The organism is Chromobacterium sp. Ag138, assembly GCF_055181315.1.
Genome location: NZ_JBUPWA010000001.1, coordinates 3,093,522 through 3,114,212 on the forward strand (window position 1 = coordinate 3,093,522; position 20,691 = coordinate 3,114,212).

General features: G+C 67.3%; 22 protein-coding genes. 7 read left to right on the forward strand and 15 right to left on the reverse strand.

Features of this window, described 5'->3' with window-relative positions; translation table 11 throughout:
• The 4 genes from ACY3GB_RS14390 to ACY3GB_RS14405 form a co-directional block, all read right to left on the reverse strand.
• Window positions 1-649, reverse strand: a 649-nt coding sequence (locus tag ACY3GB_RS14390) for a response regulator (protein ID WP_463089342.1), incomplete at its 3' end; no start/stop codon positions are given.
• Between the two features lie 22 nt (window positions 650-671).
• On the reverse strand, window positions 672-2,285 hold the full coding sequence (locus ACY3GB_RS14395) for a response regulator (RefSeq protein WP_463089340.1): 1,614 nt from the start codon (window positions 2,283-2,285) through the stop codon (window positions 672-674).
• Between the two features lie 25 nt (window positions 2,286-2,310).
• The gene (locus ACY3GB_RS14400; protein ID WP_463089343.1) at window positions 2,311-3,447 is read right to left on the reverse strand and encodes a PilT/PilU family type 4a pilus ATPase; all 1,137 of its coding nucleotides are present in this window, start codon (window positions 3,445-3,447) and stop codon (window positions 2,311-2,313) included.
• 88 nt (window positions 3,448-3,535) lie between these two features.
• Complete coding sequence (locus ACY3GB_RS14405; protein WP_463089344.1) at window positions 3,536-4,573, reverse strand: type IV pilus twitching motility protein PilT; 1,038 nt, start codon at window positions 4,571-4,573, stop codon at window positions 3,536-3,538.
• A gap of 126 nt (window positions 4,574-4,699) precedes the next feature.
• On the opposite strand from ACY3GB_RS14405, the gene ACY3GB_RS14410 reads away from it, so the two are divergent.
• From ACY3GB_RS14410 to aroG, 6 genes are all read left to right on the forward strand, one after another.
• Window positions 4,700-5,395: a YggS family pyridoxal phosphate-dependent enzyme gene (locus tag ACY3GB_RS14410; protein WP_463089345.1), complete on the forward strand. Its 696-nt coding sequence runs from the start codon at window positions 4,700-4,702 to the stop codon at window positions 5,393-5,395.
• 52 nt (window positions 5,396-5,447) lie between these two features.
• A complete protein-coding gene (proC, locus tag ACY3GB_RS14415) occupies window positions 5,448-6,251 on the forward strand; it encodes a pyrroline-5-carboxylate reductase (protein WP_463089346.1) in 804 nt (267 codons plus the stop codon).
• Between the two features lie 9 nt (window positions 6,252-6,260).
• Window positions 6,261-6,842 carry a YggT family protein gene (locus ACY3GB_RS14420; protein WP_463089347.1) on the forward strand — a complete coding sequence of 194 codons (582 nt, stop codon included), beginning with the start codon at window positions 6,261-6,263 and terminating at the stop codon, window positions 6,840-6,842.
• Between the two features lie 79 nt (window positions 6,843-6,921).
• On the forward strand, window positions 6,922-7,227 hold the full coding sequence (locus tag ACY3GB_RS14425; protein ID WP_021478429.1) for a c-type cytochrome: 306 nt from the start codon (window positions 6,922-6,924) through the stop codon (window positions 7,225-7,227).
• 284 nt (window positions 7,228-7,511) lie between these two features.
• Complete coding sequence (dksA, locus tag ACY3GB_RS14430) at window positions 7,512-7,922, forward strand: RNA polymerase-binding protein DksA (RefSeq protein ID WP_021478430.1); 411 nt, start codon at window positions 7,512-7,514, stop codon at window positions 7,920-7,922.
• Between the two features lie 134 nt (window positions 7,923-8,056).
• Window positions 8,057-9,115: a 3-deoxy-7-phosphoheptulonate synthase AroG gene (aroG, locus tag ACY3GB_RS14435; protein WP_463089348.1), complete on the forward strand. Its 1,059-nt coding sequence runs from the start codon at window positions 8,057-8,059 to the stop codon at window positions 9,113-9,115.
• A 64-nt stretch (window positions 9,116-9,179) separates the two neighbouring features.
• Here the strand turns inward: aroG and ACY3GB_RS14440 are convergent, their stop codons facing one another.
• From ACY3GB_RS14440 to ACY3GB_RS14450, 3 genes are all read right to left on the reverse strand, one after another.
• Window positions 9,180-10,172: an extracellular catalytic domain type 2 short-chain-length polyhydroxyalkanoate depolymerase gene (locus ACY3GB_RS14440; RefSeq protein ID WP_463089349.1), complete on the reverse strand. Its 993-nt coding sequence runs from the start codon at window positions 10,170-10,172 to the stop codon at window positions 9,180-9,182.
• A gap of 216 nt (window positions 10,173-10,388) precedes the next feature.
• Window positions 10,389-11,645 carry a deoxyribonuclease II family protein gene (locus tag ACY3GB_RS14445; protein WP_463089350.1) on the reverse strand — a complete coding sequence of 419 codons (1,257 nt, stop codon included), beginning with the start codon at window positions 11,643-11,645 and terminating at the stop codon, window positions 10,389-10,391.
• A gap of 210 nt (window positions 11,646-11,855) precedes the next feature.
• Window positions 11,856-13,877, reverse strand: a complete 2,022-nt coding sequence (locus ACY3GB_RS14450; protein ID WP_463089351.1) for a 2,4-dienoyl-CoA reductase FMN-binding domain-containing protein — start codon at window positions 13,875-13,877, stop codon at window positions 11,856-11,858.
• Between the two features lie 191 nt (window positions 13,878-14,068).
• On the opposite strand from ACY3GB_RS14450, the gene ACY3GB_RS14455 reads away from it, so the two are divergent.
• Window positions 14,069-14,635 carry a carbonic anhydrase gene (locus ACY3GB_RS14455; RefSeq protein WP_463089352.1) on the forward strand — a complete coding sequence of 189 codons (567 nt, stop codon included), beginning with the start codon at window positions 14,069-14,071 and terminating at the stop codon, window positions 14,633-14,635.
• A 73-nt stretch (window positions 14,636-14,708) separates the two neighbouring features.
• Here the strand turns inward: ACY3GB_RS14455 and ACY3GB_RS14460 are convergent, their stop codons facing one another.
• The 8 genes from ACY3GB_RS14460 to purE form a co-directional block, all read right to left on the reverse strand.
• Window positions 14,709-15,320 (reverse strand): glutathione S-transferase family protein, encoded by a 612-nt coding sequence (locus ACY3GB_RS14460; RefSeq protein WP_463089353.1) that lies wholly within the window; start codon window positions 15,318-15,320, stop codon window positions 14,709-14,711.
• A gap of 36 nt (window positions 15,321-15,356) precedes the next feature.
• Window positions 15,357-16,274 (reverse strand): alpha/beta hydrolase, encoded by a 918-nt coding sequence (locus ACY3GB_RS14465; protein WP_463089354.1) that lies wholly within the window; start codon window positions 16,272-16,274, stop codon window positions 15,357-15,359.
• Window positions 16,275-16,331: 57 nt separating this feature from the next.
• Window positions 16,332-16,913, reverse strand: coding sequence for a GNAT family N-acetyltransferase (locus tag ACY3GB_RS14470; protein ID WP_463089355.1), 582 nt, complete (start codon window positions 16,911-16,913; stop codon window positions 16,332-16,334).
• Window positions 16,914-17,018: 105 nt separating this feature from the next.
• Window positions 17,019-17,897, reverse strand: a complete 879-nt coding sequence (locus tag ACY3GB_RS14475) for a phosphoribosylaminoimidazolesuccinocarboxamide synthase (RefSeq protein WP_463090943.1) — start codon at window positions 17,895-17,897, stop codon at window positions 17,019-17,021.
• Window positions 17,897-18,586, reverse strand: coding sequence for a DNA alkylation repair protein (locus ACY3GB_RS14480; RefSeq protein ID WP_463089356.1), 690 nt, complete (start codon window positions 18,584-18,586; stop codon window positions 17,897-17,899). The genes ACY3GB_RS14475 and ACY3GB_RS14480 overlap by 1 nt, the downstream gene beginning before the upstream one ends.
• Window positions 18,586-19,002 (reverse strand): fosfomycin resistance glutathione transferase, encoded by a 417-nt coding sequence (gene fos / locus ACY3GB_RS14485; protein WP_463089357.1) that lies wholly within the window; start codon window positions 19,000-19,002, stop codon window positions 18,586-18,588. Before fos ends, ACY3GB_RS14480 begins: the two co-directional genes overlap by 1 nt.
• A 44-nt stretch (window positions 19,003-19,046) precedes the next feature.
• On the reverse strand, window positions 19,047-20,177 hold the full coding sequence (locus ACY3GB_RS14490) for a 5-(carboxyamino)imidazole ribonucleotide synthase (protein WP_463089358.1): 1,131 nt from the start codon (window positions 20,175-20,177) through the stop codon (window positions 19,047-19,049).
• Complete coding sequence (gene purE / locus ACY3GB_RS14495) at window positions 20,177-20,665, reverse strand: 5-(carboxyamino)imidazole ribonucleotide mutase (RefSeq protein ID WP_463089359.1); 489 nt, start codon at window positions 20,663-20,665, stop codon at window positions 20,177-20,179. Before purE ends, ACY3GB_RS14490 begins: the two co-directional genes overlap by 1 nt.
• Window positions 20,666-20,691 lie beyond the last annotated feature (26 nt).

The window sequence follows — 20,691 nt, forward strand, 5'->3', positions numbered from 1 at the left end:
CGCCGCCGTCGCCCTGCTCGGACAGGATGCGGGCGACGCCCATCTTGGCCCAGGGCAGTTCATCCTTGGACAGCACCTCGCGGTAAAGCCGCAGCGCCGCCTCGTGCAGGCCTTCGCGCGCCAGCAGCTCGCCGCACAGCCGCTGCGCGTCCAGCCGCCGTTGGCGGCTGTCGGCCTCGGCGATCAGCCCGCCCAGGGCCTGGATCGCCTGCTCGGTCTTGCCCTTGTCCAGCAGCCGGTGCGCCGGCGCGAGGAAGGCCTTGCGCCGGGCGGCGGCTTCCAGCCGGTCCAGCAGCTGCTGCGAGGTGAAGGGCTTGAGGATGTAGTCGTCGGGCACCAGTTCGGCGGCGCTGGCCACCTGGCCGTAGTTGCGCTCGCCGGTGATCATCACCCACAGCGTGGACAAGGGCAGCGCCCCTGAGCGCCGCATCGCCTCCAGCAGCTCCTGGCCGTTCATGCCCAGGCCCAGGTTGTAGTCGCACAGCACCACGTCGTAGCGGCGGCCGCGCAGCCGGTTCTGCGCCTCGCCGGCGTGGCTGGCGGTTTCCGACTGGGTGACGCCGCCCATGGCCAGGATGGCGCGTATGCCCTGCGCCATGCTGTGGGCGTCGTCCACGATCAGGACCGTGGTGTTTTCATCGAATGCCATATCGCCTCTCGGGTGGCCGGCTTTATTCGCAGTCCGGGTTCAGCGCGTGCAGCCGGCGCAGGAAGCCGCGCACGCGTTCGTTGTCTTCCGGCAGCCAGTCTATCAGCCGCTGCACCTGGCGCTGCGTCTCGGCGAAGTCGAGCTTCGCCTTGTGGCGGTTCTCGCAGGTGCGCAGCAGCAGCGCGCAGGCGTTCATGCCGATGCGCTCGTTCAGCGTGTCCTGCGACAGCTGGTACAGCATGGCGGCGGCCTCTTCCAGCTTGCCGTTGCCGGCCAGCTCCACCGCCTTGTTGCTCTCCTGCTGCAGCGTTTCGTAGGCGTTTTCGATGGCGGCGTGGCCGGCCTCGTGCTTGTGGGAGATTTCCAGCAGCGTGCCCAGCTCGTGGCGGCCGTCGGCGAAGCGCAGCGCGATGCCGTGGCCCCATTGTTCCGGCAGATCATTGCTCAGCTCGGCCGGCAGCCGCACCGCGGCGGACAGGAAGCGCTGGGCGGAGGAGAAGTCGGTCTCGCGGGCGCGCAGCTCGCCGGCCACGCCCTGCAGCTGCGCCAGCGCGTCGCTGGGCCGCTGCTGGGCCAGCGCGGTCATCGCGCGGCACACGGCCATGGTCAGCTTGCCGCCGGGCAGCTCGTCGATGCGGCCGGCTATCTCGGCCTGCAGCCGGTCCAGCTGCTGGGTCTGGCCGCTCTCGCTGTAGGCCTGCAGCAGGTCCACCAGCACGTCGGGGCCGAAGAAATTGTTGTTGCGGCCGATTTCCACCGCCCGCTGCAGGTAGTCGGCGGCCTTGGTCGGGTCGCCGCAGCGCAGCAGCGCGGTGCCGCAGCTCTTCAGCCGGTTGAAGTTGCGCGGCGAGATCGCCACCGCCTTTTCCAGCACCACGGCGGCGGTCTGGTACTGGCCGTCGTCGATCAGGTTCTGCGCCAAGAGGTCGTAGGCGTCGGTGTAGCGCGGCGCGTCGGCGATGATCTCGCGCAGCAGCGCGTTGGATTCCTGGCTCTCGCCCTGCTCGGCGACGATGCGGGCGACGCCCATCTTGGCCCAGGGGATCACGCGCTGGGTCAGCAGCTCCTGGTAGATGGTCAGCGCCTCGCCCTGGCGGCCCTCGTTGACCAGCAGCTCGGCGGCCAGGCGTTTGGCGTCCAGCCGGTACTGCGCGTTCTGCGTCTCGCGCGCCAGCTGCAGCAGCACCTGTATCGATTGCTCCACCTTGCCTTGGGCCAGCAGCTTGTGCGCCGGGGCGAGGAAGGTCTTGCGCTGGCCGGCCAGGTTCATCCGGTCCAGCAACAGCTGGGAGGCGAACGGTTTGAGGATGTAGTCGTCGGGGGCCATCTCGGCGGCGGCCACCACCCGTTCGTAATGGCGCTCGCCGGTGATCATGATCCAGATGGTGGACAGCGGCAGGTTGCCGCCCTTGCGCATCGCCTCTAGCAGTTCCTGGCCGTCCATGCCCTCGCCCAGATTGTAGTCGCACAGCACCACGTCGTAGTGTTTGCCGCGCAGCCGGTTGCGGGCCTCGCTGGCGTTGCTGACGGCTTCAGAGCGGGTGATGCCGGCCATGGACAGCATGGTGCGCAGCCCCTGGCGCACGGTGTGGGAGTCTTCGATGATGAGTACGGTGGTGGTGGCGTCGAATTGCATGGCGGGTGCCGGCGCGCGGCCGGTCTCAGACGATATCCAGGTGGTCTATGCCTTCCAGCGGATCGCGGTTGCGCGCGCTTTCGCTGTACAGCTTGATTCTCAGGCGCAGGTCGTTGATGGAGTCGGCATTGCGCAGCGCGTCCTCGTAGGTGATCAGTTCGGCTTCGTACAGTTCGAACAGCGACTGGTCGAAGGTTTGCATGCCGGCCTCGCGCGAGCGCCCCATCACCTCCTTCAGCCCGGCGATCTCGCCCTTGAACACCATGTCCGACACCAGCGGGCTGTTGAGCAGGATCTCCACCGCCGCCACCCGGCCGCTGCCGGATTTGTGCGGCACCAGCCGCTGCGAAATGATAGAGCGCATGTTCAGCGACAAATCCATCAATACCTGCTGGTGGCGTTCCTCGGGGAAGAAGTTGAGGATGCGGTCCAGCGCCTGGTTGGCGTTGTTGGCGTGCAGCGTGGCCAGGCACAGGTGGCCGGTTTCGGCGAACTGCAGGCCGTAGGCCATGGTCTCGCGGTCGCGGATCTCGCCCATCAGGATCACGTCCGGCGCCTGGCGCAGGGTGTTTTTCAGCGCGATGTCCCAGCTTTCGGTATCGACGCCGATCTCGCGCTGGGTGACGATGGATTTCTTGTGGGCGTGCACGTACTCGATCGGGTCTTCGATCGTGATGATGTGATCCTGGTTATGGGTGTTGCGCCAATCCACCAGCGCGGCCAGCGAGGTGGACTTGCCCGAGCCGGTGCCGCCGACGAAGATCACTAGCCCGCGCTTGATCAGCGCGATGTCCTTCAGCACCTCGGGCAGGGTCAGCTGGTCGAAGGTGGGGATATCGGTGTTGATCTTGCGCAGCACCATGCCCGCCATGCCCTGCTGGACGAAGGCGCTGACGCGGAAGCGGCCGACGCCAGGCGGGTTGATCGCGAAATTGGCTTCCTTCTTCGCCTCGAATTCTTCGGTCTGGCGGTCGTTCATCACCGCGCGCACCAGCTCCTTGCTTTGCTGGGCGGTCAGCGCCTGCGGCGCCACCGGCGTGATCTTGCCGTCGATCTTCATCGCCGGCGGAAATTCGGCGGAGATGAAGATGTCGGAGGCGTTCTTGCCCGTCGCGTGCTTGAGCAGGTCGTGGATGAATTTGGAGGCCTGGTCTTTTTCCATGGCGGCGTTTCCTGCGTGAGCTGCTGCTACAGTCTAGCCCGCTATCGTCGCGGCGGGCGCTCGCGGCCTGCCTCCGCCGCGGCGGGGCTCAGAACGCGTCCTTGTTGCTGGCCTTGGCCCGCGCCTCGTTCGGCGACACCATATTGCGCCGGGTCAGGTCGGCCAGGCACTGGTCCAGCGTCTGCATGCCGTGCTGCTGGCCGGTCTGTATCATCGAGTTGATCTGGGCGATCTTGTTCTCGCGGATCAGGTTGCGGATGGCCGGCGTGCCTATCATGATCTCGTGCGCGGCCACCCGGCCCGAGCCGTCCTTGGTCTTCAGCAGCGTCTGGGCGATCACCGCCCGCACCGACTCGGACAGCATCGAGCGCACCATTTCCTTTTCGCCGGCCGGAAACACGTCGACGATCCGGTCTATGGTCTTGGCCGCGCTGCTGGTGTGCAGCGTGCCGAACACCAGGTGGCCGGTCTCGGCGGCGGTCAGCGCCAGCCGTATCGTTTCCAGATCGCGCAATTCGCCGACCAGGATCACGTCCGGGTCTTCGCGCAGCGCGCTTTTCAGCGCGTTGGCGAAGCTTTGGGTCTGCAGGCCCAGCTCGCGCTGGTTGATCAGGCTCTTCTTGCTTTCGTGGACGAACTCGATCGGGTCCTCCACGGTAAGAATGTGCGAGAAGGCGTTTTCGTTGACATAGTCGATCATCGCCGCCAGCGTGGTCGACTTGCCGGAGCCGGTGGGGCCGGTCACCAGCACCAGGCCGCGCGGGTAGCTGGCGATGTCCTGGAAGATGCGCGGCGCGGACAGCTGCTCCAGCGTCAGCACCTTGCTGGGAATCACCCGGAACACCGAGGCCATGCCGCGGTTCTGGATGAAGGCGTTGACGCGGAAGCGGGCGATGCCGGGCAGCTCGAACGAGAAGTCGCACTCGTAGGTGTCTTCGAAGGTCTTGCGCTGGTAGTCGTTCATGATGTCGTACACCATGTCGTGCACGTCATGGTGGTCCAGCGGCGGCAGATTGATCCGGCGGATGTCGCCGTTGACCCGAATCATCGGCGGCAGGCCGGCTGACAGGTGCAGGTCGGAAGCCTTGTTCTTGACGGTAAAAGCCAGGAGCTCGGAAATTTCCATATAATTCTCCACTATGCATAATCGCCCGCCGGTTTTCCGTTGGCATGGCCGGATCCGCAATCCATTGTATGCGCTTGCCGGGCGGCCGGATATCCCCGCCGGGCGCTTCACGGAAATGAAAACGACATGACCGATTCCCTTTCTTCCCGACTGCAGCAGGTGCGGCTGCGGCTGGACGCGGCCTGCGCCGCCGCCGGCCGAGAGCCGGGCGCCGCGGCGCTGCTGGCGGTCAGCAAGACCTTTCCCGCCGACGATCTGCGCGCCGCCTACGCTTGCGGCCAGCGCGCCTTCGGCGAGAACTATGTGCAGGAGTTGCAACAGAAGTGCGAGGCGCTGGCCGGCCTGGATATAGAATGGCACTTCATCGGGCCCCTGCAGTCGAACAAGACCCGCGTCGTCGCCGAGCGCGCGCACTGGGCGCATTCGATAGACCGGCTGAAGATCGCCGAGCGGCTGTCGGCGCAGCGCCCGGACAGCCTGCCGCCGCTGAACGTCTGCGTGCAGGTCAACGTGTCCGGCGAGGACAGCAAGAGCGGCTGCGCGCCCGAGGAGGCCGCGGCGCTGGCGCGCGCGGCGGCGGCGCTGCCCAGGCTGCGCCTGCGCGGCCTGATGTGCATTCCGGAGCCGACGCAGGACGCGGCCCGGCTGGCGGCGCAGTTCGCCAGGCTGCGCGGCCTGCAGCAGCAGCTGAACGCCGAGGGGCTGGCGCTCGACACATTGTCGATGGGCATGTCGGCCGACCTGGAGGCGGCGGTGGCCGAAGGCGCCACCCTGGTGCGGGTGGGCTCGGCCATCTTCGGCCAGCGCGACTACCAACATTGAACATTCCGGCTGCCGGCGCGCGCCGGAGCCGACGCATACACAAGGGGACGCTATGCGTATCACATTCATCGGCGGCGGCAATATGGCCGGCGCCATCATCGGCGGCCTGGCCCGCCAGGGCGGCCACCGCATCCACGTGGTCGAACATCAGCAGGACAAGCTGGACCAGCTGGCGGCCGACTTCGGCGTCAGCGGCGGCCAGGCGCTGCCCGAGCGCTTTTCCGCCGACGACGTGGTGGTGCTGGCGGTGAAGCCGCAGCAGCTGCGCGAACTGTGCCTGGAACTCGCGCCGCGGCTGAACGGCGCGCTGACGGTGTCGATCGCCGCCGGCATCCGCCTGGACGCGCTGCGCCGCTGGCTGGGTTCGGAGCGCGTGGCGCGGGTGATGCCCAACACCCCGGCCATGGTCGGCAAGGGCGTGTCCGGACTGTATGCCGACGCCGCGGTGTCCGCCGCCGACCGCGAGGCGGCCGAGACCGTGATGCGCGCCGCCGGCCTGACCGTGTGGCTGGCCGACGAGGCCGGCATCGACGACATCACCTGCGTGTCGGGCAGCGGCCCCGCCTACGTGTTCTATTTCATCGAGAGCATGGTGGAGGCGGCCGTGCAGGCCGGCTTCGACGAGGCGCGGGCGCGCGAGCTGGTGCTGGCGACGTTCGACGGCGCGGTGGAGCTGGCGCGGCAGAGCCCGCTGCCGGTGGCCGAGCTGCGCCGCAACGTGATGTCCAAGGGCGGCACCACCGAGCGCGCGATCGCGCGCTTCGAAGCCGAAGGCGTCAAGGCGGCCATCGTCGCCGGCGCGATGGATTGCCGCGACCGCTCGATCGAGATGGGCCGCGAACTCAGCCAGGAGTGAGGCCGAATCATGTTCGTCAATACCTTGCAATCGTTGATCCAGGTGCTGTCCGACCTGTTCGCGCTGGTGCTGGTGCTGCGCTTCTACCTGCAGGTCGCCCACGCGCCGTTCAAGCACCCCTTGTGCCAGTTCGTGGTGGCGGCCACCAACTTCCTGGTGCTGCCGACGCGCAAGCTGGTGCCGTCGGTGCGCAGCTACGATACCGCCACCCTGCTGCTGGCCTGGCTGGTGTGCCTGCTAGCGCGGGTGTTGATGGTGCTGCTGTGGTGGCGGCCGGAGATTTTCGCGCTGCCGCAGGCCTGGATGGTGCTGTCGCTGTGGTCGGTGCTGGCGGTGTTCCAGCTGTCGCTGAAATTGCTGCTGGGCGCGGTGATCGTCCAGGCGGTGCTCAGCTGGGTGAATCCCTACAATCCGCTGGCGCCGGTGCTGGACAGCCTGACCCGGCCGTTCCTGCGCCCGTTCCGCCGCGCGGTGGTGGGCGGCGTGGACCTGGCGCCGATGGCCTTGTCGGTGATCGTCTGGGTGATCCTGGCCGCCCCGGTGGCCTGGCTTGAAGCAGTGTTCTTGACCCAACTCAATGTCATGGGATGATGAAACAGGTTATTTGTCATGCTTTTGACAATGGCCGCCCGTCCGGGCGGCCCCGTGAAACGCGATAGGGAGAACCACGATGAAAAAAACCTTGCTCGCCGCCCTGCTGCTGGGCGCCGCCGCCGCGCCGGCGATGGCGAACCTGCAGCTGGCCCAGAAATACAGCTGTACCGCCTGTCACACGGTGGACAAGAAGCTGGTCGGCCCCGCGTATAAGGATGTGGCCAAGAAATATGCCGGCGACAAGGGCGCCGAGGCCAAGCTGATCGCCAAGGTGAAGAATGGCGGTTCCGGCGTCTGGGGGCCGATCCCGATGACCCCGCATCCGAATATTCCCGACGCCGACCTGAAGGCGCTGGTGAAGTGGGTGCTGAGCCAGAAATAAACACCGGCATCCGGCTGTAATGAGGCAAGTCCGCAACGGATTCGCCCCAATTCAAAGGCGGCTTTTGCCGCCTTTGAACTTGTAAGGCGACATCGGGTCGAAACCGGCATTCCCATTATATTTCTGCCAATTCGGGCGGACTTGTTATCGGTACTGAAACGGGCTATATAAAATGTTAGTGCAATCGGTGATTATTGGGATTCGCGCTGAATACAGTTGCGCAAACATTAGCCCGCCGGTAATCTTCTCCGCCTGTTGCCAACTCTATGCTGGAAGCACCAAACATGGCCAAGCTGACCGAACAGGATATCCTCAACTGGGAAGGCGATGATTACATGAACGCCGACCACCTTGAGTTTTTCAAGGACCGGTTGTTGCAAATGCAGCAGGAGTTGCTGGTAAACGCCAACGCTACCGCCAACCACCTGCAAGAACAAGAAGCCACGCCCGATCCGGCCGACCGCGCCACTCTGGAAGAAGAGTACGCGCTGGAGCTGCGCACCCGCGACCGCGAGCGCAAGCTGCTGCAGAAGATCCAGGCGTCCATCCGCCAGATCGATGACGGCTCCTACGGCTTCTGCGAAGACACCGGCGAGCCCATCGGCCTGAAGCGGCTGATGGCCCGTCCGACCGCCACGCTGTCGGTCGAGGCGCAGGAGCGCCGCGAACGGATGAAGCGCCAGTACGCCGACTAAGCGTCGCCTCTTCCCGACATCAAGCGCCACCGCCGCAAGGCCGTGGCGCTTTTTGTCTGGCGGTTGTCACCCGCGGACAAATCCGGTTATCTTGCTGCTATGCAGAAAACGACATAGCCACAAGGGACTACCGCATGCAACGCCAGACCGACGACGTCAGAATCCGTGAAATCAAGGAACTGCTTCCCCCGATCGCCCACCTGTACGAACTGCCGATCAGCGAATCGGCGTCCGAGCTGATCTACAACACCCGTCGCGAGATCTCGGCCCTGCTGCGCGGCGAGGACGACCGGTTGCTGGTGGTGATCGGCCCCTGTTCCATCCACGACGTCGACGCCGCGGTCGAGTACGCGCAGAAACTGGCGCCGCTGCGCCAGGCCTTGTCGGACGAGCTCTTGGTAGTGATGCGGGTGTATTTCGAGAAGCCGCGCACCACCGTCGGCTGGAAGGGCCTGATCAACGATCCGCACCTGAACGAATCCTACGACATCAACGCCGGCCTGCGCATCGCGCGCCGCCTGCTGCTGACGCTGAACAGCCTGGGCATGCCGGCCGCCACCGAGTTCCTGGACATGATCACGCCGCAGTACTTCGCCGACCTGATAAGCTGGGGCGCGATCGGCGCCCGCACCACCGAAAGCCAGGTGCACCGCGAGCTGGCCTCCGGCCTGTCCTGCCCGGTGGGATTCAAGAACGGCACCGATGGCAACCTGAAGATCGCCGTCGACGCGATCCGCTCGTCCGGCGTGCCGCACCACTTCCTGTCGGTGACCAAGACCGGCCACTCCGCCATCGTCTCCACCGGCGGCAACCCGGACTGCCACGTGATCCTGCGCGGCGGCAAGGAGCCCAACTACTCGGCCGAGCACGTGCGGGCCGCCGCCGCCGAGCTGGCCGCCGTCGGCCTGCCGCAGAAGCTGATGGTGGATTTCAGCCACGCCAACAGCCGCAAGGACTATCGCCGCCAGATGGAGGTCAGCGCCGATGTCGCCGGCCAGATCGCCGGCGGCGAGCGCGGCATTTTCGGCGTGATGGTGGAGAGCCATCTGGTGGAGGGCCGCCAGGACCAGAAGTCCGGCTGCGAGCTCAAGTACGGCCAGAGCATCACCGACGGCTGTCTGGGCTGGGACGATACCGAGAAGCTGCTGCGCCAGCTGGCCGACGCGGTCAAGGCGCGCCGCGCCGCCGCGTAAGCGCCAGCCGGCTTCGGCCGTCCGATGCCCCGCCCCGGCGGGGCATCGTCGTTTCCGCTGCGCCTCAGGGCGCCGAAACCAGGCGGTCGGCCATCGCCTTCAGCGCCCGCATCTGCAGCCCGCTCTTCCAGGCGTAGGCCGGGCCGGTGTAGCCGAACCAGTCCCAGCAGCCCTGGGGATTGACCGCCGAGGCGGTGGTCTGCGGATACAGCACCAGGATGCGGTTGCTGTCGGCCCAGTTGTTGTAGCCGGCGTGGGCGTAGAAGGCGTCGCCCACTTTGCCGGCGTACTGTTGGCAGCCGTGCAGCGCGATGTGCACCTTGCAGGTTTCGCCTTCGGCGCAGGCGCGCGGCACGTAGACGAAGCCCTCGTCCGCCAGGCTGCTGTTCGCGGCGGCGTAAGGTTTTTGGTTGAAGCGGACGATGCGGCCGGTCAGCGCCGAGGCTTTGGCCTGCAGCGAGCCGTAGATGTGTTGCAGGATCAGGCCGGCCTGGTCGTAGCCTTGGCCCTGCCAGCTGCAATGGTTGATGTAGGGCGAAGCGGTGGCGCCGCAGTCGTTGCCGTAGGCCGGGGTGATCTGGGCGTGGCCGGCCGGCAGCTGTTTCTGGTAGGCGATCTGCGCCGCCGGCACGCCCGCCAGTTGGAAGAAGGATGCGGCGGCATCCACCACCGGGGTGCGGACGGTGTTGTCCTGGGTGCCGCTGAACAGGTACACCCGGCGCTTGGCCAGATCGGCCAGCGGATCAATGCGGCCGGCCGCGGCGAACTGCTTGGCGCTCGCCAGCAGCTGGGCCGGCTGGGGCGGCGGGCCGGCCATGCAGGCCACGGTGCCGGGCAGCGAGCCCTGGGCGCAATAGTATGGGCCGCCGGCCACCACGCCGGCGCCGACCACCGACGCGGAATAGGCGACCTGGTACTGCGCGGCCATGAAGGCGCCGGACGACAGGCCCGACACCGACGACTGCCTGGCGTCGCCATGGAAGGCGGGCAGCGGATCGGCGGCCCAGGCCGCCAGCGGCAGCATGGCGGCCAGGCACAGCAAGGATGTGTATCTCATGAACGCTCCTCGGAAGCATGCCGGCGCGGCCGGCGGGATGGGAAAGCGGGAAACGGCGAGCTGGTATTCATCATGAAAATGGCAAATCATTGCGCAAATGGCAATGACAATTGTCGGTTTTCTTTGGCGCAGCGAGGCGGACTGCCCGGCAAGGCGCCGCGCCGCCCGCCTCCCATGCCGGGGCCCGCTTGGTCGCGCGCCCCGGCGGGCGCGGGCTTAGCGCGCGGAGGCGGCGGTGGAGCCGCCGATCAGCTTGGCGATGGACTGCGCCAGCGCGGCGTTGGGCAGCGCGAAGAACAGGCCGCCGCGGCCGTTCTGGGCGCTGGCGCAGTTGCCGGACAGCGCGCCCTCCTGGTTCATGTCGCCGAAGATCGCGTACGGAATGCCGCCGCCGGTGCTGACGCCGATCTTGGCGTGGTTGAAGTTCTTGCCCAGGCCGCCCTTCAGCGAGAAGGTCTGGCCGCTCCAGCTGCCGGAGGTGGCGATGGCCACCGGGCCCGGTGTCGGCAATCCGTAGTCCCAGCAGGCCGGCGCGCCGGACTGGGTGGTGGAGGGGATGGCGTAGCTTTTGCTGGCCTCCCACCAGGTGGCGGCGCGCAGCGGGATGCCGCCCAGTTCGGCCGAAACCAGCTGCCACGGCGGCACCTGCAAGGCTGACGGCTTGGCAATCAGCGTGACGCCGCTGGACAGTTTGCTGACTTGCGGCGAGGAGCTGGCGGACTGCTGGCCCAGTTGGCCGACCGCGGCCTGGATATCGGCCGGGCCGCCGTTCCTGACGATCTGCGGATTGCCCGGATCGGTCACCGCGCTGGCGTTGGCCAGGCCCTGCAGCACGGCCAGCACGTCGGCGTGGCTCAGTTTCAGCGAGAAGAAGTGCTGGCTGACCTCGACATCGTTGTCCTGCACGCAGCCGAGCGTGTTGCCGTCGCTGGTGCGCGGATATTGCGCGCTGCCGGAGGCTGGCCAGGACGGCGTGCTGACCTGCATCACCACGCCGTTGCCCTGCGCGTCCCAAGCCAGCACGCCCTTGGAGTGGCCCCACGGCGCGCCGCAGGCGTTGCCGGAGCAGGCGGGGATGGCCGGATCATCGTAGAACTGGTCGTTCCACACCACGTAGTTCAGCGCGCCGTTGTAAATCTGGCTGAAGGTGGCGCCTACCGGGTCGGCCGGCGTATCGCCGACGCAGCCGCCGCCCTGGCTCAGGCTGGGCTGGCTGCTGCTGGCGTACACGTATTGCTGGCTGTAGCTGCCGCCGCTGGTGTAGCTCTGCGGGCTGCCGCCGAACTGGCAGCTGTTCACTTGGGCCGAGTTGCCGCAACCGGGAAAGGAGGCCGCGTTGAATTTGAAGGCGAACCACCAGTTGACCGGGTGGCTGGCGTCCAGCAGCGGCGACGGGGCGGCATGGCTTTGCAGCGCGGCGGCGGCGAGCGCCAGGCTCAGGCAGGCGCGGCGCCAAGAAGGCAGGGTGGGCATGGCATTTCTCCTGGATGGGTATTGTTGTGAACGAGCCGCGATAACGGCCGCGCGCCATGCTGATTGAGTAATGTGTATTGAATGTTAAGTCAGCTTGCTTCGAAACACTTGTTAACCGTTTGTCTGTTTGTTTGACATAAATGCCGAAGGCATGAAAAAGCCCCCGCGGCGGCGGGGGCTGGGCGGCGTCGGATTGCCCGAGGCCAGGGCTCAGATGGCGGCGGCCAGGCGCGAGCCCTGGTCGATGGCGCGCTTGGCGTCCAGTTCGGCCGCCACGTCGGCGCCGCCGATCAGGTGCACCGGCTTGCCGGCGTCCAGTAGCGGTTGCTGCAATTCGCGCAGCGGATCCTGGCCGGCGCAGATCACCACATTGTCCACGTCCAGCACTTGCGATTCGCCCTTCACCGTGATGTGCAGGCCGGCGTCGTCGATTCGGTCGTAGCTGACGCCGGACAGCATCTTCACCCGTTTCATCTTCAGGCTTTCGCGGTGGATCCAGCCGGTGGTCTTGCCCAGACCTTCGCCCACCTTGCTGGTCTTGCGCTGCAACAGGTAGACCTCGCGCGGGCTCGGGTGCGGCTGCGGCCCCTGCGGCGCCAGGCCGCCGGCGGTGTCGCCGCTCATGTCCACGCCCCACTCGCGCATGAAGGCTTCGGCGTCCAGCGAGGTGGAGCGGCCTTGGTGGCACAGGTACTCGGCGGTGTCGAAGCCGATGCCGCCAGCGCCGATGATGGCCACTTTCTTGCCCACCGGCTTCTTGTGCTTCAGCACGTCCAGGTAATTCAGCACCTTGGGGTGATCGACGCCGGGGATGGCCGGGGTGCGCGGCGCGATGCCGGTGGCCAACACCACTTCGTCGAAGCCCGAAAGATCGTCCGCGGCGACGCGGGCGCCCAGCTTGAGCTCGACGCCGGTGGTTTCGAGGCGGCGTTTGAAGTAGCGCAGCGTCTCGTAGAACTCTTCCTTGCCCGGAATCTGCTTGGCGACGTTGAACTGGCCGCCGATCTCGGCCGCGGCGTCGAACAGCGTCACGCTGTGGCCGCGCTCGGCGGCGACGGTGGCGAAGGCCAGGCCGGCCGGGCCGGCGCCGACCACCGCCAGCTTCTTGGCGCTGGCGGTTTTTTCGTAGTTCAGCTCGGTTTCGCGGCAGGCGCGCGGGTTGACCAGACAGGAGGTCAGCTTGCCCTGGAAGATGTGGTCCAGGCAGGCCTGGTTGCAGCCGATGCAGGTGTTGATTTCGTCGCCGCGGCCTGCCGCCGCCTTGTTGACGAAGTCCGGGTCGGCCAGGAAGGGGCGCGCCATCGACACCATGTCGGCGCAGCCGCTGGCCAGAATGTCTTCCGCCACTTCCGGGGTGTTGATGCGGTTGGTGGTGATCAGCGGGATCTTCACCTGGCCCATCAGCTTCTTGGTCACCCAAGCGAAGCCGCCGCGCGGCACCATGGTGGCGATGGTGGGCACCCGCGCCTCATGCCAGCCGATGCCGGTGTTGATCAGGGTGGCGCCGGCTTTCTCGATCTCGCGGGCCAGATGCACCACCTCGTCCCAGCTGCTGCCGTCCTGCACCAGGTCCAGCATCGACAGGCGGTAGATGATGATGAAGTCGCTGCCCACCGCCGCGCGCACCGCCTTGACGGTTTCGATGGCGAAGCGGATGCGGTTTTCAAAGCTGCCGCCCCAGTCGTCCGTCCGCTTGTTGGTGGCGCGGGCGATGAACTGGTTGATCAGATAGCCTTCGGAGCCCATCACCTCGACGCCGTCGTAGCCGGCCTGTTGGGCCAGCTTGGCGCAGTTGGCGAAATCGGCGATGGTTTGCCAGACGTCGGCGTCGGACAGTTCGCGCGGGGTGTAGAAGTTGATCGGCGCCAGCAACGGCGAGGCCGACACGCACTTTTCCTGGAAGCTGTAGCGGCCGGAGTGCAGGATCTGCAGCGCGATCTTGCCGCCTTCGCGGTGCACAGCCTCGGTGACCAGGCGGTGGTTTTCCACCTCGTGCGCATCCGACAGCTGGGCCGCGCCCTCGGCGACGCAGCCTTCGGCATTGGGGCCGACGCCGCCGGTGACGATCAGCGCCACGCCGCCCCGCGCGCGCTCGGCGTAGAAGGCGGCCATTTTTTCGAAGCCGCCCGGGGATTCTTCCAGGCCGGTGTGCATCGAACCCATCAGCACGCGGTTTTTCAGCGTGGTGAAACCCAGGTCCAGCGGGGCCAGCAGGTGCGGGTAAGCGCTCATGTTTCTTCCTCGTGTCCGTTATGTAGCGGCCCGGGCGGGACGCGCCCAAGCCTTTGATTCGTCTGGCGATGTCAACCCTGTGGCCAAGATACTTACTGGTAAGTAAGTTGTCAATGGAATCGCCGGCTGTCGGTCGCTGCTGCCGCTATAATCGCCTGGATGGCGATTCGGATATGACAAAGGAGAATGGTATGTGCGAAACATCGCGCCATGAGCGCGCCGATTGCCTGGCCTCGCTGGAGGAGCGTCCGCTCGGCCGCCGCGGCTTTCTGAAACTGGCCAGCCTGGGCGGCGGCGCAGTGCTGCTCGGCAGCTTCCTGCCGCGGACCAGCTGGGCGGCAGACGGCACCGACGCCTTACTGCTGTCTTGCATGGATTACCGGCTGGTCCACGCTGTCGGCGAATTCATGGATGGCCTGGACCTGCGCGGCAAGTACGACCACATCGTGCTGGCCGGCGCTTCGATGGTATCGATCACCGACAAGTTTCCCGACTGGAACGCCACCTTCTGGCAGCACCTGGGCGTGGCGATAGACTTGCACCACATCAAGCGAGTGGTGCTGCTGGACCACCGCGACTGCGGCGCCTACAAGGTGGCCTTCGGCGAGGATTTCGCGCAGGACCCGGGCAAGGAAACCCGCATCCACGCCAAGGCGCTGCTGACGCTGCGCGACGAAATCCTGGACAAGCATCCCCAGCTGGCGGTGGAAACCTATCTGATGGCGCTGGATGGCAAGGTGGAGGCTATCGCGGCCTGATCAGCCGACGCAGGCCGTACCAGTCGGACGACAAGGAGGCGCAACGCAGGATCAGGGGTTTGGTCAGCGGCTCTTATTCGCCGTGCTTGTCGGCGGCGCGGCGGTAGGCCGGGCGCGCTTCGATCATGTCGACGAAGCGCGCCAGATTGGGGTAGCGGCCGCGGCCATCGCCCTTCGCCGCGATCTGCGCGACGAAGGACAGCTGCACATCGGCGCCGGTGAGCCCATTGCCGACGAAGTAGTCGCGGCCCGCCAGTTCGCCGTCCAGATAGCCGAGGTGGTTTTGCAATTCGCCGTGGATGCGGGGATGCAGCGGCGCGCCGGCCTCGCCCAGCCGGCCGACGTAGAGCTGCAGCAGGATGGGCAGCATCGCCGAGCCTTCGGCGTAATGCAGCAGCTGGACGTAGCGGTTGTAGTCGGGCGAGGCGATGTCCGGCGCGAAGCGGCCGTTGCCATGAGTGCGGATCAGGTAGTCGATGATGGCGCCGGACTCGATCAGCACCGCGTCGCCGTCGCGCAGCACCGGCGCCTTGCCCAGCGGGTGGACGGCTTTCAGCTCCGGCGGCGCCAGCCGGGTCTGGGGATCGCGCTGGTAGCGGATTACCCGGTAATCCAGCCCGAGCTCTTCCAGCAGCCAGGTGATGCGGCGCGAGCGCGATTCATTCAGGTGGTGCACTTCTATCATGGCGAAACTCCAGTCGAAATGGGGGACAGGCGGCGCTCAGGCGGGGACGATCCTGGCCAGCCAGGCCAGGATATCGCCTTCCACTTCGGCGCGGTTGCTTTCGTTCAGCATCTCGTGGCGGCCGCCGGGATAAACCTTGCTTTGCAGGTCCAGCACGCCGGCGTCGCGGTAGCGGATCTCCAGCTGTCCCAGCGCCAGCCGGCCCAGGCTGACCGGATCGCGGCTGCCGGCGAACAGCAGCACCGGGCAGCGGCGGTTGATGCCCTGTCCCGCCGCTTCGCCTTGCTCCATGGCCACGATGCCGGTGAACAGATCGGCCCACAGGCCTGGCGTCGGATCGAAGCCGCAGTCCGGATCGGCGAGGTAGGCGTCCACTTCGGCCGGATCGCGGCTCAGCCACTCCATCTTGGTCCGCCACGGCGGAAAGCCCAGGTTGAAGCTGCCGAACACCAGCGCGGCCATCAGCCGGCTGGGCTGGTCCCAGCCGCGGCGACGCCCCAGGAAGCGGGCGACGGCGCCCAGCGCCCGCGCCAGAGGCCGCTGCCGATAACCGGTGGACGATAGCATCAGCCCGGCCAACTGGCCGCCATAGCGCAGGAAGTGGGCGCGGGCGATGAAGCTGCCCATGCTGTGGCCGAACAGGACGACGGGCAGGCCGGGATGCCGCTCCGCCGCGTGGCGGCGCGCCGTTTCCACATCGTCCACCACCTTGCGCCAGCCGTCTTCCGCGGCGAAGAAGCCGCGCGGCGCGGGCGAATCGCCATGGCCGCGGTGGTCGTGCGCGTACACCGCGTAGCCGGCCGCCGTCAGCGTCCGGGCGAAGCGGTCGTAGCGCGCCGCGTATTCGCTCATGCCGTGCGAGATCAGCACCGCGGCGCGCGGCGGGCCGTCCGGCAGCCATTCGCGCAGCGGGATGGCTTCGCCGTCGGCGGCGGTCAGAAAGGTACGATGCATGCGCTTCCCTTGCGTTGGTGGAGCGGGTTTCCCTGGCCGCGGCGCGCGGCCGTCGCGTCAGCCTAGCAGCGGCCGGCCGTCGAAGTTCGGATTGGTCAGCGAAGTCAGCACGTGGTCGCGCCAGGCGCCGTTGATGAACAGATAGTCTTTGGCCTGGCCTTCGATCACGAAGCCCAGCCGCTTGAGCAGCGCCGCGCTGCGGACATTGGCGGGCTGGTAATTGGCCTGGATGCGATGCAGTTTCAACTCGTCGAAAGCGAAGCCGATGGCGGCCTGCAGCGCCTCGCGCATCAGGCCCTGGCCTTCGTGCGCCTGGTCTATGCCGTAGCCGAGATGGCAGGCCTGGAATACGCCGCGGACGATGTTGCTGAGGCTGACGGTGCCGATCACCCGCTCCGGCTGCGTCTGGGTGGCCAGCAGGAAGCGCGCGCTGTCGCCTTCTTCCCAGCCGCGCGCGCGCTGGCGCAGCTGCATGGTCCAGTAGGTTTCGGTGTAGAACTGCTCGCCGGGGGCCGGGTCCCAAGGCGCGAAGTGCTCGCGGTTGCGCAACTGGTGTTCCAGCATGGAGGCCGCCAGCGCGGGACCGGCCGGCAGCAGGCGCAGGCGGGGCGTGTCGAGTATCGGTTGGGCGACGGTCATGGCGTTGCGGTTTTTATGACAGGGCAGTAGATAGTAGTCGCAACGCCGGGCAATGCTCAAGCCGCGCCGCCGGCGCGGTGCCGGCGGCGGGCGGCAGCGGAAAACTCAGCCGGCCAGACGCTGCAGCGCCTCGCGGTATTTGGCGGCGGTCTTCTCGCGCACGTCCAGCGGCACCGCCGGGGCCGGCGCCTGCTTGTTCCAGCCGGCGGCCTCCAGCCAGTCGCGGACGAACTGCTTGTCGAACGACGGCGGGTTGCTGCCCGGCTGGTAGCTGTCGGCCGGCCAGAAGCGGCTGGAGTCCGGCGTCAGCGCCTCGTCCATCAGCGTCAGCGTGCCGTTTTCGTCCAGGCCGAACTCGAACTTGGTGTCGCAGATGATGATGCCGCGGGTGGCGGCGTAGGCGGCTGCGGTCTGGTACAGCAGGATGGCGGTGTCGCGCACCTTGGCCGCCAGCTCCTTGCCGACGATGGCCTCGCATTGGGCGAAGCTGATGTTCTCGTCGTGGTCGCCGACCGCCGCCTTGGTGGACGGGGTGAAGATGGGCTCGGGCAGCTTGTCCGCCTCGCGCAGGCCGGCCGGCAGCGCCACGCCGCAAATCGCGCCGGACTGCTGGTATTCCTTCCAGCCGGAGCCGGCCAGGTAGCCGCGCACCACCGCCTCGATCGGCACCGCCTTCAGCCGCTTGGCGACCACGGCGCGGCCTTCCACCTGCGGCAGGTCGGCCGCCGCCACCACGTCTTCCGGCTGGTCGCCGGTCAGGTGGTTGGGCACCACGTCCTTCAGCTTGTCGAACCAGAAGTTGGAGATGGCGGTCAGGATCTGGCCCTTGGCCGGGATCGGGTCGTCCAGGATCACGTCGAAGGCGGACAGCCGGTCGGTGGCGATCATCAGCATGCGCGCCTCGTCGATCTCGTACAGATCGCGCACTTTGCCGGAGTAGATTTTTTTCAGGCTGTTCAGATTGGTGGTGGTGAGTCCGGTCATCATGCTTCCTTCGCGGGCAGGGGTTTCCGTTGGATTCGTTTCAGCGCTTCGCGCCGCGACAGCGGCGCAAGCGGGGTGGCGGCGACAAAACCGCGCACTGCGTCTGGATCGGTATAGGCGTATTCGCGCAAGGCCCAGCCTATCGCCTTGCGGATGAAGAATTCGGGGTCGGCGGCGTTGGCCGCGCAGTAGCGGAACAGCCGCGCGGCGTCGGTTTCGCGTTTCCAATATAACTGGTGCAGGATGGCGACGCGGCGCAGCCAGAAATCGCCGTCGCCGGACAGCCTGTCCATGTCGGCCTGCAGCTCGCGCCGGGCGCGCACCAGCTCGCCTATGATCCAGGCCGCCAGGCCGTCGACGGTGTCCCACCATGATTTGGCGGTAACCAGCGCCAGCAGCCGCGGCAAGGCGGCCGCCGGCAGCCTGGCGGCATGGCGGGCCAGCAGGTCCACCGCCACGTACTGGAATTCGCGCTCCGGCTGCCGCCACAGCGCCTCGGCCAGTTCCAGCCAGCCATCGGGGCCGGCCGCGTCCTGCGAGCGGACCCACGCGCCGGCGGCTTTGCGCCTGGCCGGCGCGGCGACGCCGAGGAAGTCGAACCGGTCGCGCATATAGGCGCGCATCGCCGGCGCGCGCGCCGGATCGGCGGCGGCGGCCAGCACGTCACGCAGATCGTCTATCGCGCCCATCAGCAGGCCTCCTGGTCGAAGAACACCATATCCCGATAAGGCTGGGCGCGGCAGGCGGCGAGGCGGCTTTGCAGCGAGCCGACGTGCAGCTCCAGCCGGTGGCCGTCCGGGTCCAGAAAATAAAACGAGTCACCCTCGCTATGGTTGTCTTTCCACACGCCGACGCCGGCCGCGCTGAGCCGTTCGGTCCAGGCCGGGAAATCGGCGGGCGCGACGTCGAACGCGTAATGGGTGTAGCCGCTGCCGGGTTCGGGCGTGTCCAGCGACAGGCATAGCCACAGGTCGCCTAGGCTCAGGTAGGCGCCGCCGGCCCATCGCGCATGCGGACGGGCGCCGAGCAGGCCGTGGTAGAAATCCCAGGACCGGTCGAGGTCGGCGACCGCCAGGGTCAGATGGTTGAGTCCGTTCAGCTTCATCGGGATGAAAAATGGCGAAGCCGCCGGCCTCGCCATTTCTTTCGCTACAGGGTGTCCTTCAGCGCCCTGGCCTGCTCCAGCGCCTCGTCGGCGCTGGCGGCCATCACGTTGAAGTGGCCCATCTTGCGGCCCGGCCGCGCCTGCTTCTTGCCGTACAGGTGCAGCTGGGCGTTGGGGGCCTCGGCCAGCACGTCCCAGTTCGGTTCGTGGCCGTCGTCCTTCCATACGTCACCCAGCAGGTTCACCATCACTACCGGGCTGAGCAGGTCGGTGCGGCCCGGCAGCAGGCCGCACATCGCGCGCACCTGCTGCTGGAACTGGTCGGTCAGACAGGCGGTGAGCGTGTAGTGGCCGGAGTTGTGCGGCCGCGGCGCGATCTCGTTGACCACCAGGCTGTCGTCGGCCAGCACGAAGAATTCCACCGCCAGCACGCCGACGTAGTCCAGCGCCTCGGCCAGTTTCCGGGCCATCTCCTGCGCCTGCTTGGCCAGCGCCGGGGCGATGCGGGCCGGGACGATGGATTCGTCGAGGATGCCGTTCTTGTGGATGTTTTCCGCCACCGGGAACACCGTGCTTTGCGCGGCGCTGACGCGGGTGACGATGGCTGACACCTCCAGCTGCAGGTCCAGCATCTTTTCCAGCACGCAGGTCTGGCCGCCCAGGTTGGCGTAGGCGGCGCGCGCCTCGGCTGCGGTCTGCACCCGCACCTGGCCCTTGCCGTCGTAGCCCAGGCGGGCGGTTTTCAGGATGCCGGGCAGGTAGGGCGCCAGCTCCACCTGGATGTCCTCGACGCTTTCGATGGCCAGGTAGGGCGCGGTCGGCAGGCCGGCCTTGTTGATCCAGGCCTTTTCGGCGATGCGGTCCTGGGCGACGGCGACGCAGTCGCCGGACGGCGACACGTGGGTGCGGCGCGCCAGCTCGCGCATCGCGTCGGCGTTGACGTTCTCGAATTCGGTGGTGACGGCGGCGCAGCTGTCGGCCAGCTCGCGCAGCGCGGCCGGGTCGTTGTACGGCGCGCGGATGTGGCGGTCGGCGAAGGCCGCCGCCGGCGCGTTTTCATCCGGGTCCAGCACGGTGACGCGGTAGCCCATGGTTTTGGCGGCCACCGCGAACATGCGGCCCAGCTGGCCGCCGCCGAGTATGCCCAGCATCGCCGGCGGCAGGATGGCGGCCATTATTCGACCTCCGGCAGCGTCATCGCCAGCACGGTTTCTTCCTGTTGCTTGCGGAAGGCCGTCAGTTGCGCGGCCAGCTCCGGCCGGGTGGTGGCCAGCATCGCCACCGCGAACAGCGCGGCGTTGGCGGCGCCGGCTTCGCCGATGGCGAAGGTGGCGACCGGGATGCCCTTGGGCATCTGCACGATGGACAGCAGCGAATCCTCGCCGCGCAGGTATTTGGACGGCACCGGCACGCCCAGCACCGGCACGTGGGTCTTGGCGGCCAGCATGCCCGGCAGGTGGGCGGCGCCGCCGGCGCCGGCGATGATGGCCGCGAGGCCGCGCGGCGCGGCTTCTTCGGCGTACTGGAACAGCAGGTCCGGGGTGCGGTGGGCGGAGACGACGCGGGTTTCGCAGGCGATGCCGAAGCTTTTCAGCACGCGGGCGGCGTGCTGCATCACTTCCCAGTCGCTGTTGCTACCCATCACGATGCCGACTTCAATCATGGCGGTGCTGCTCGCGGATGGTGAAC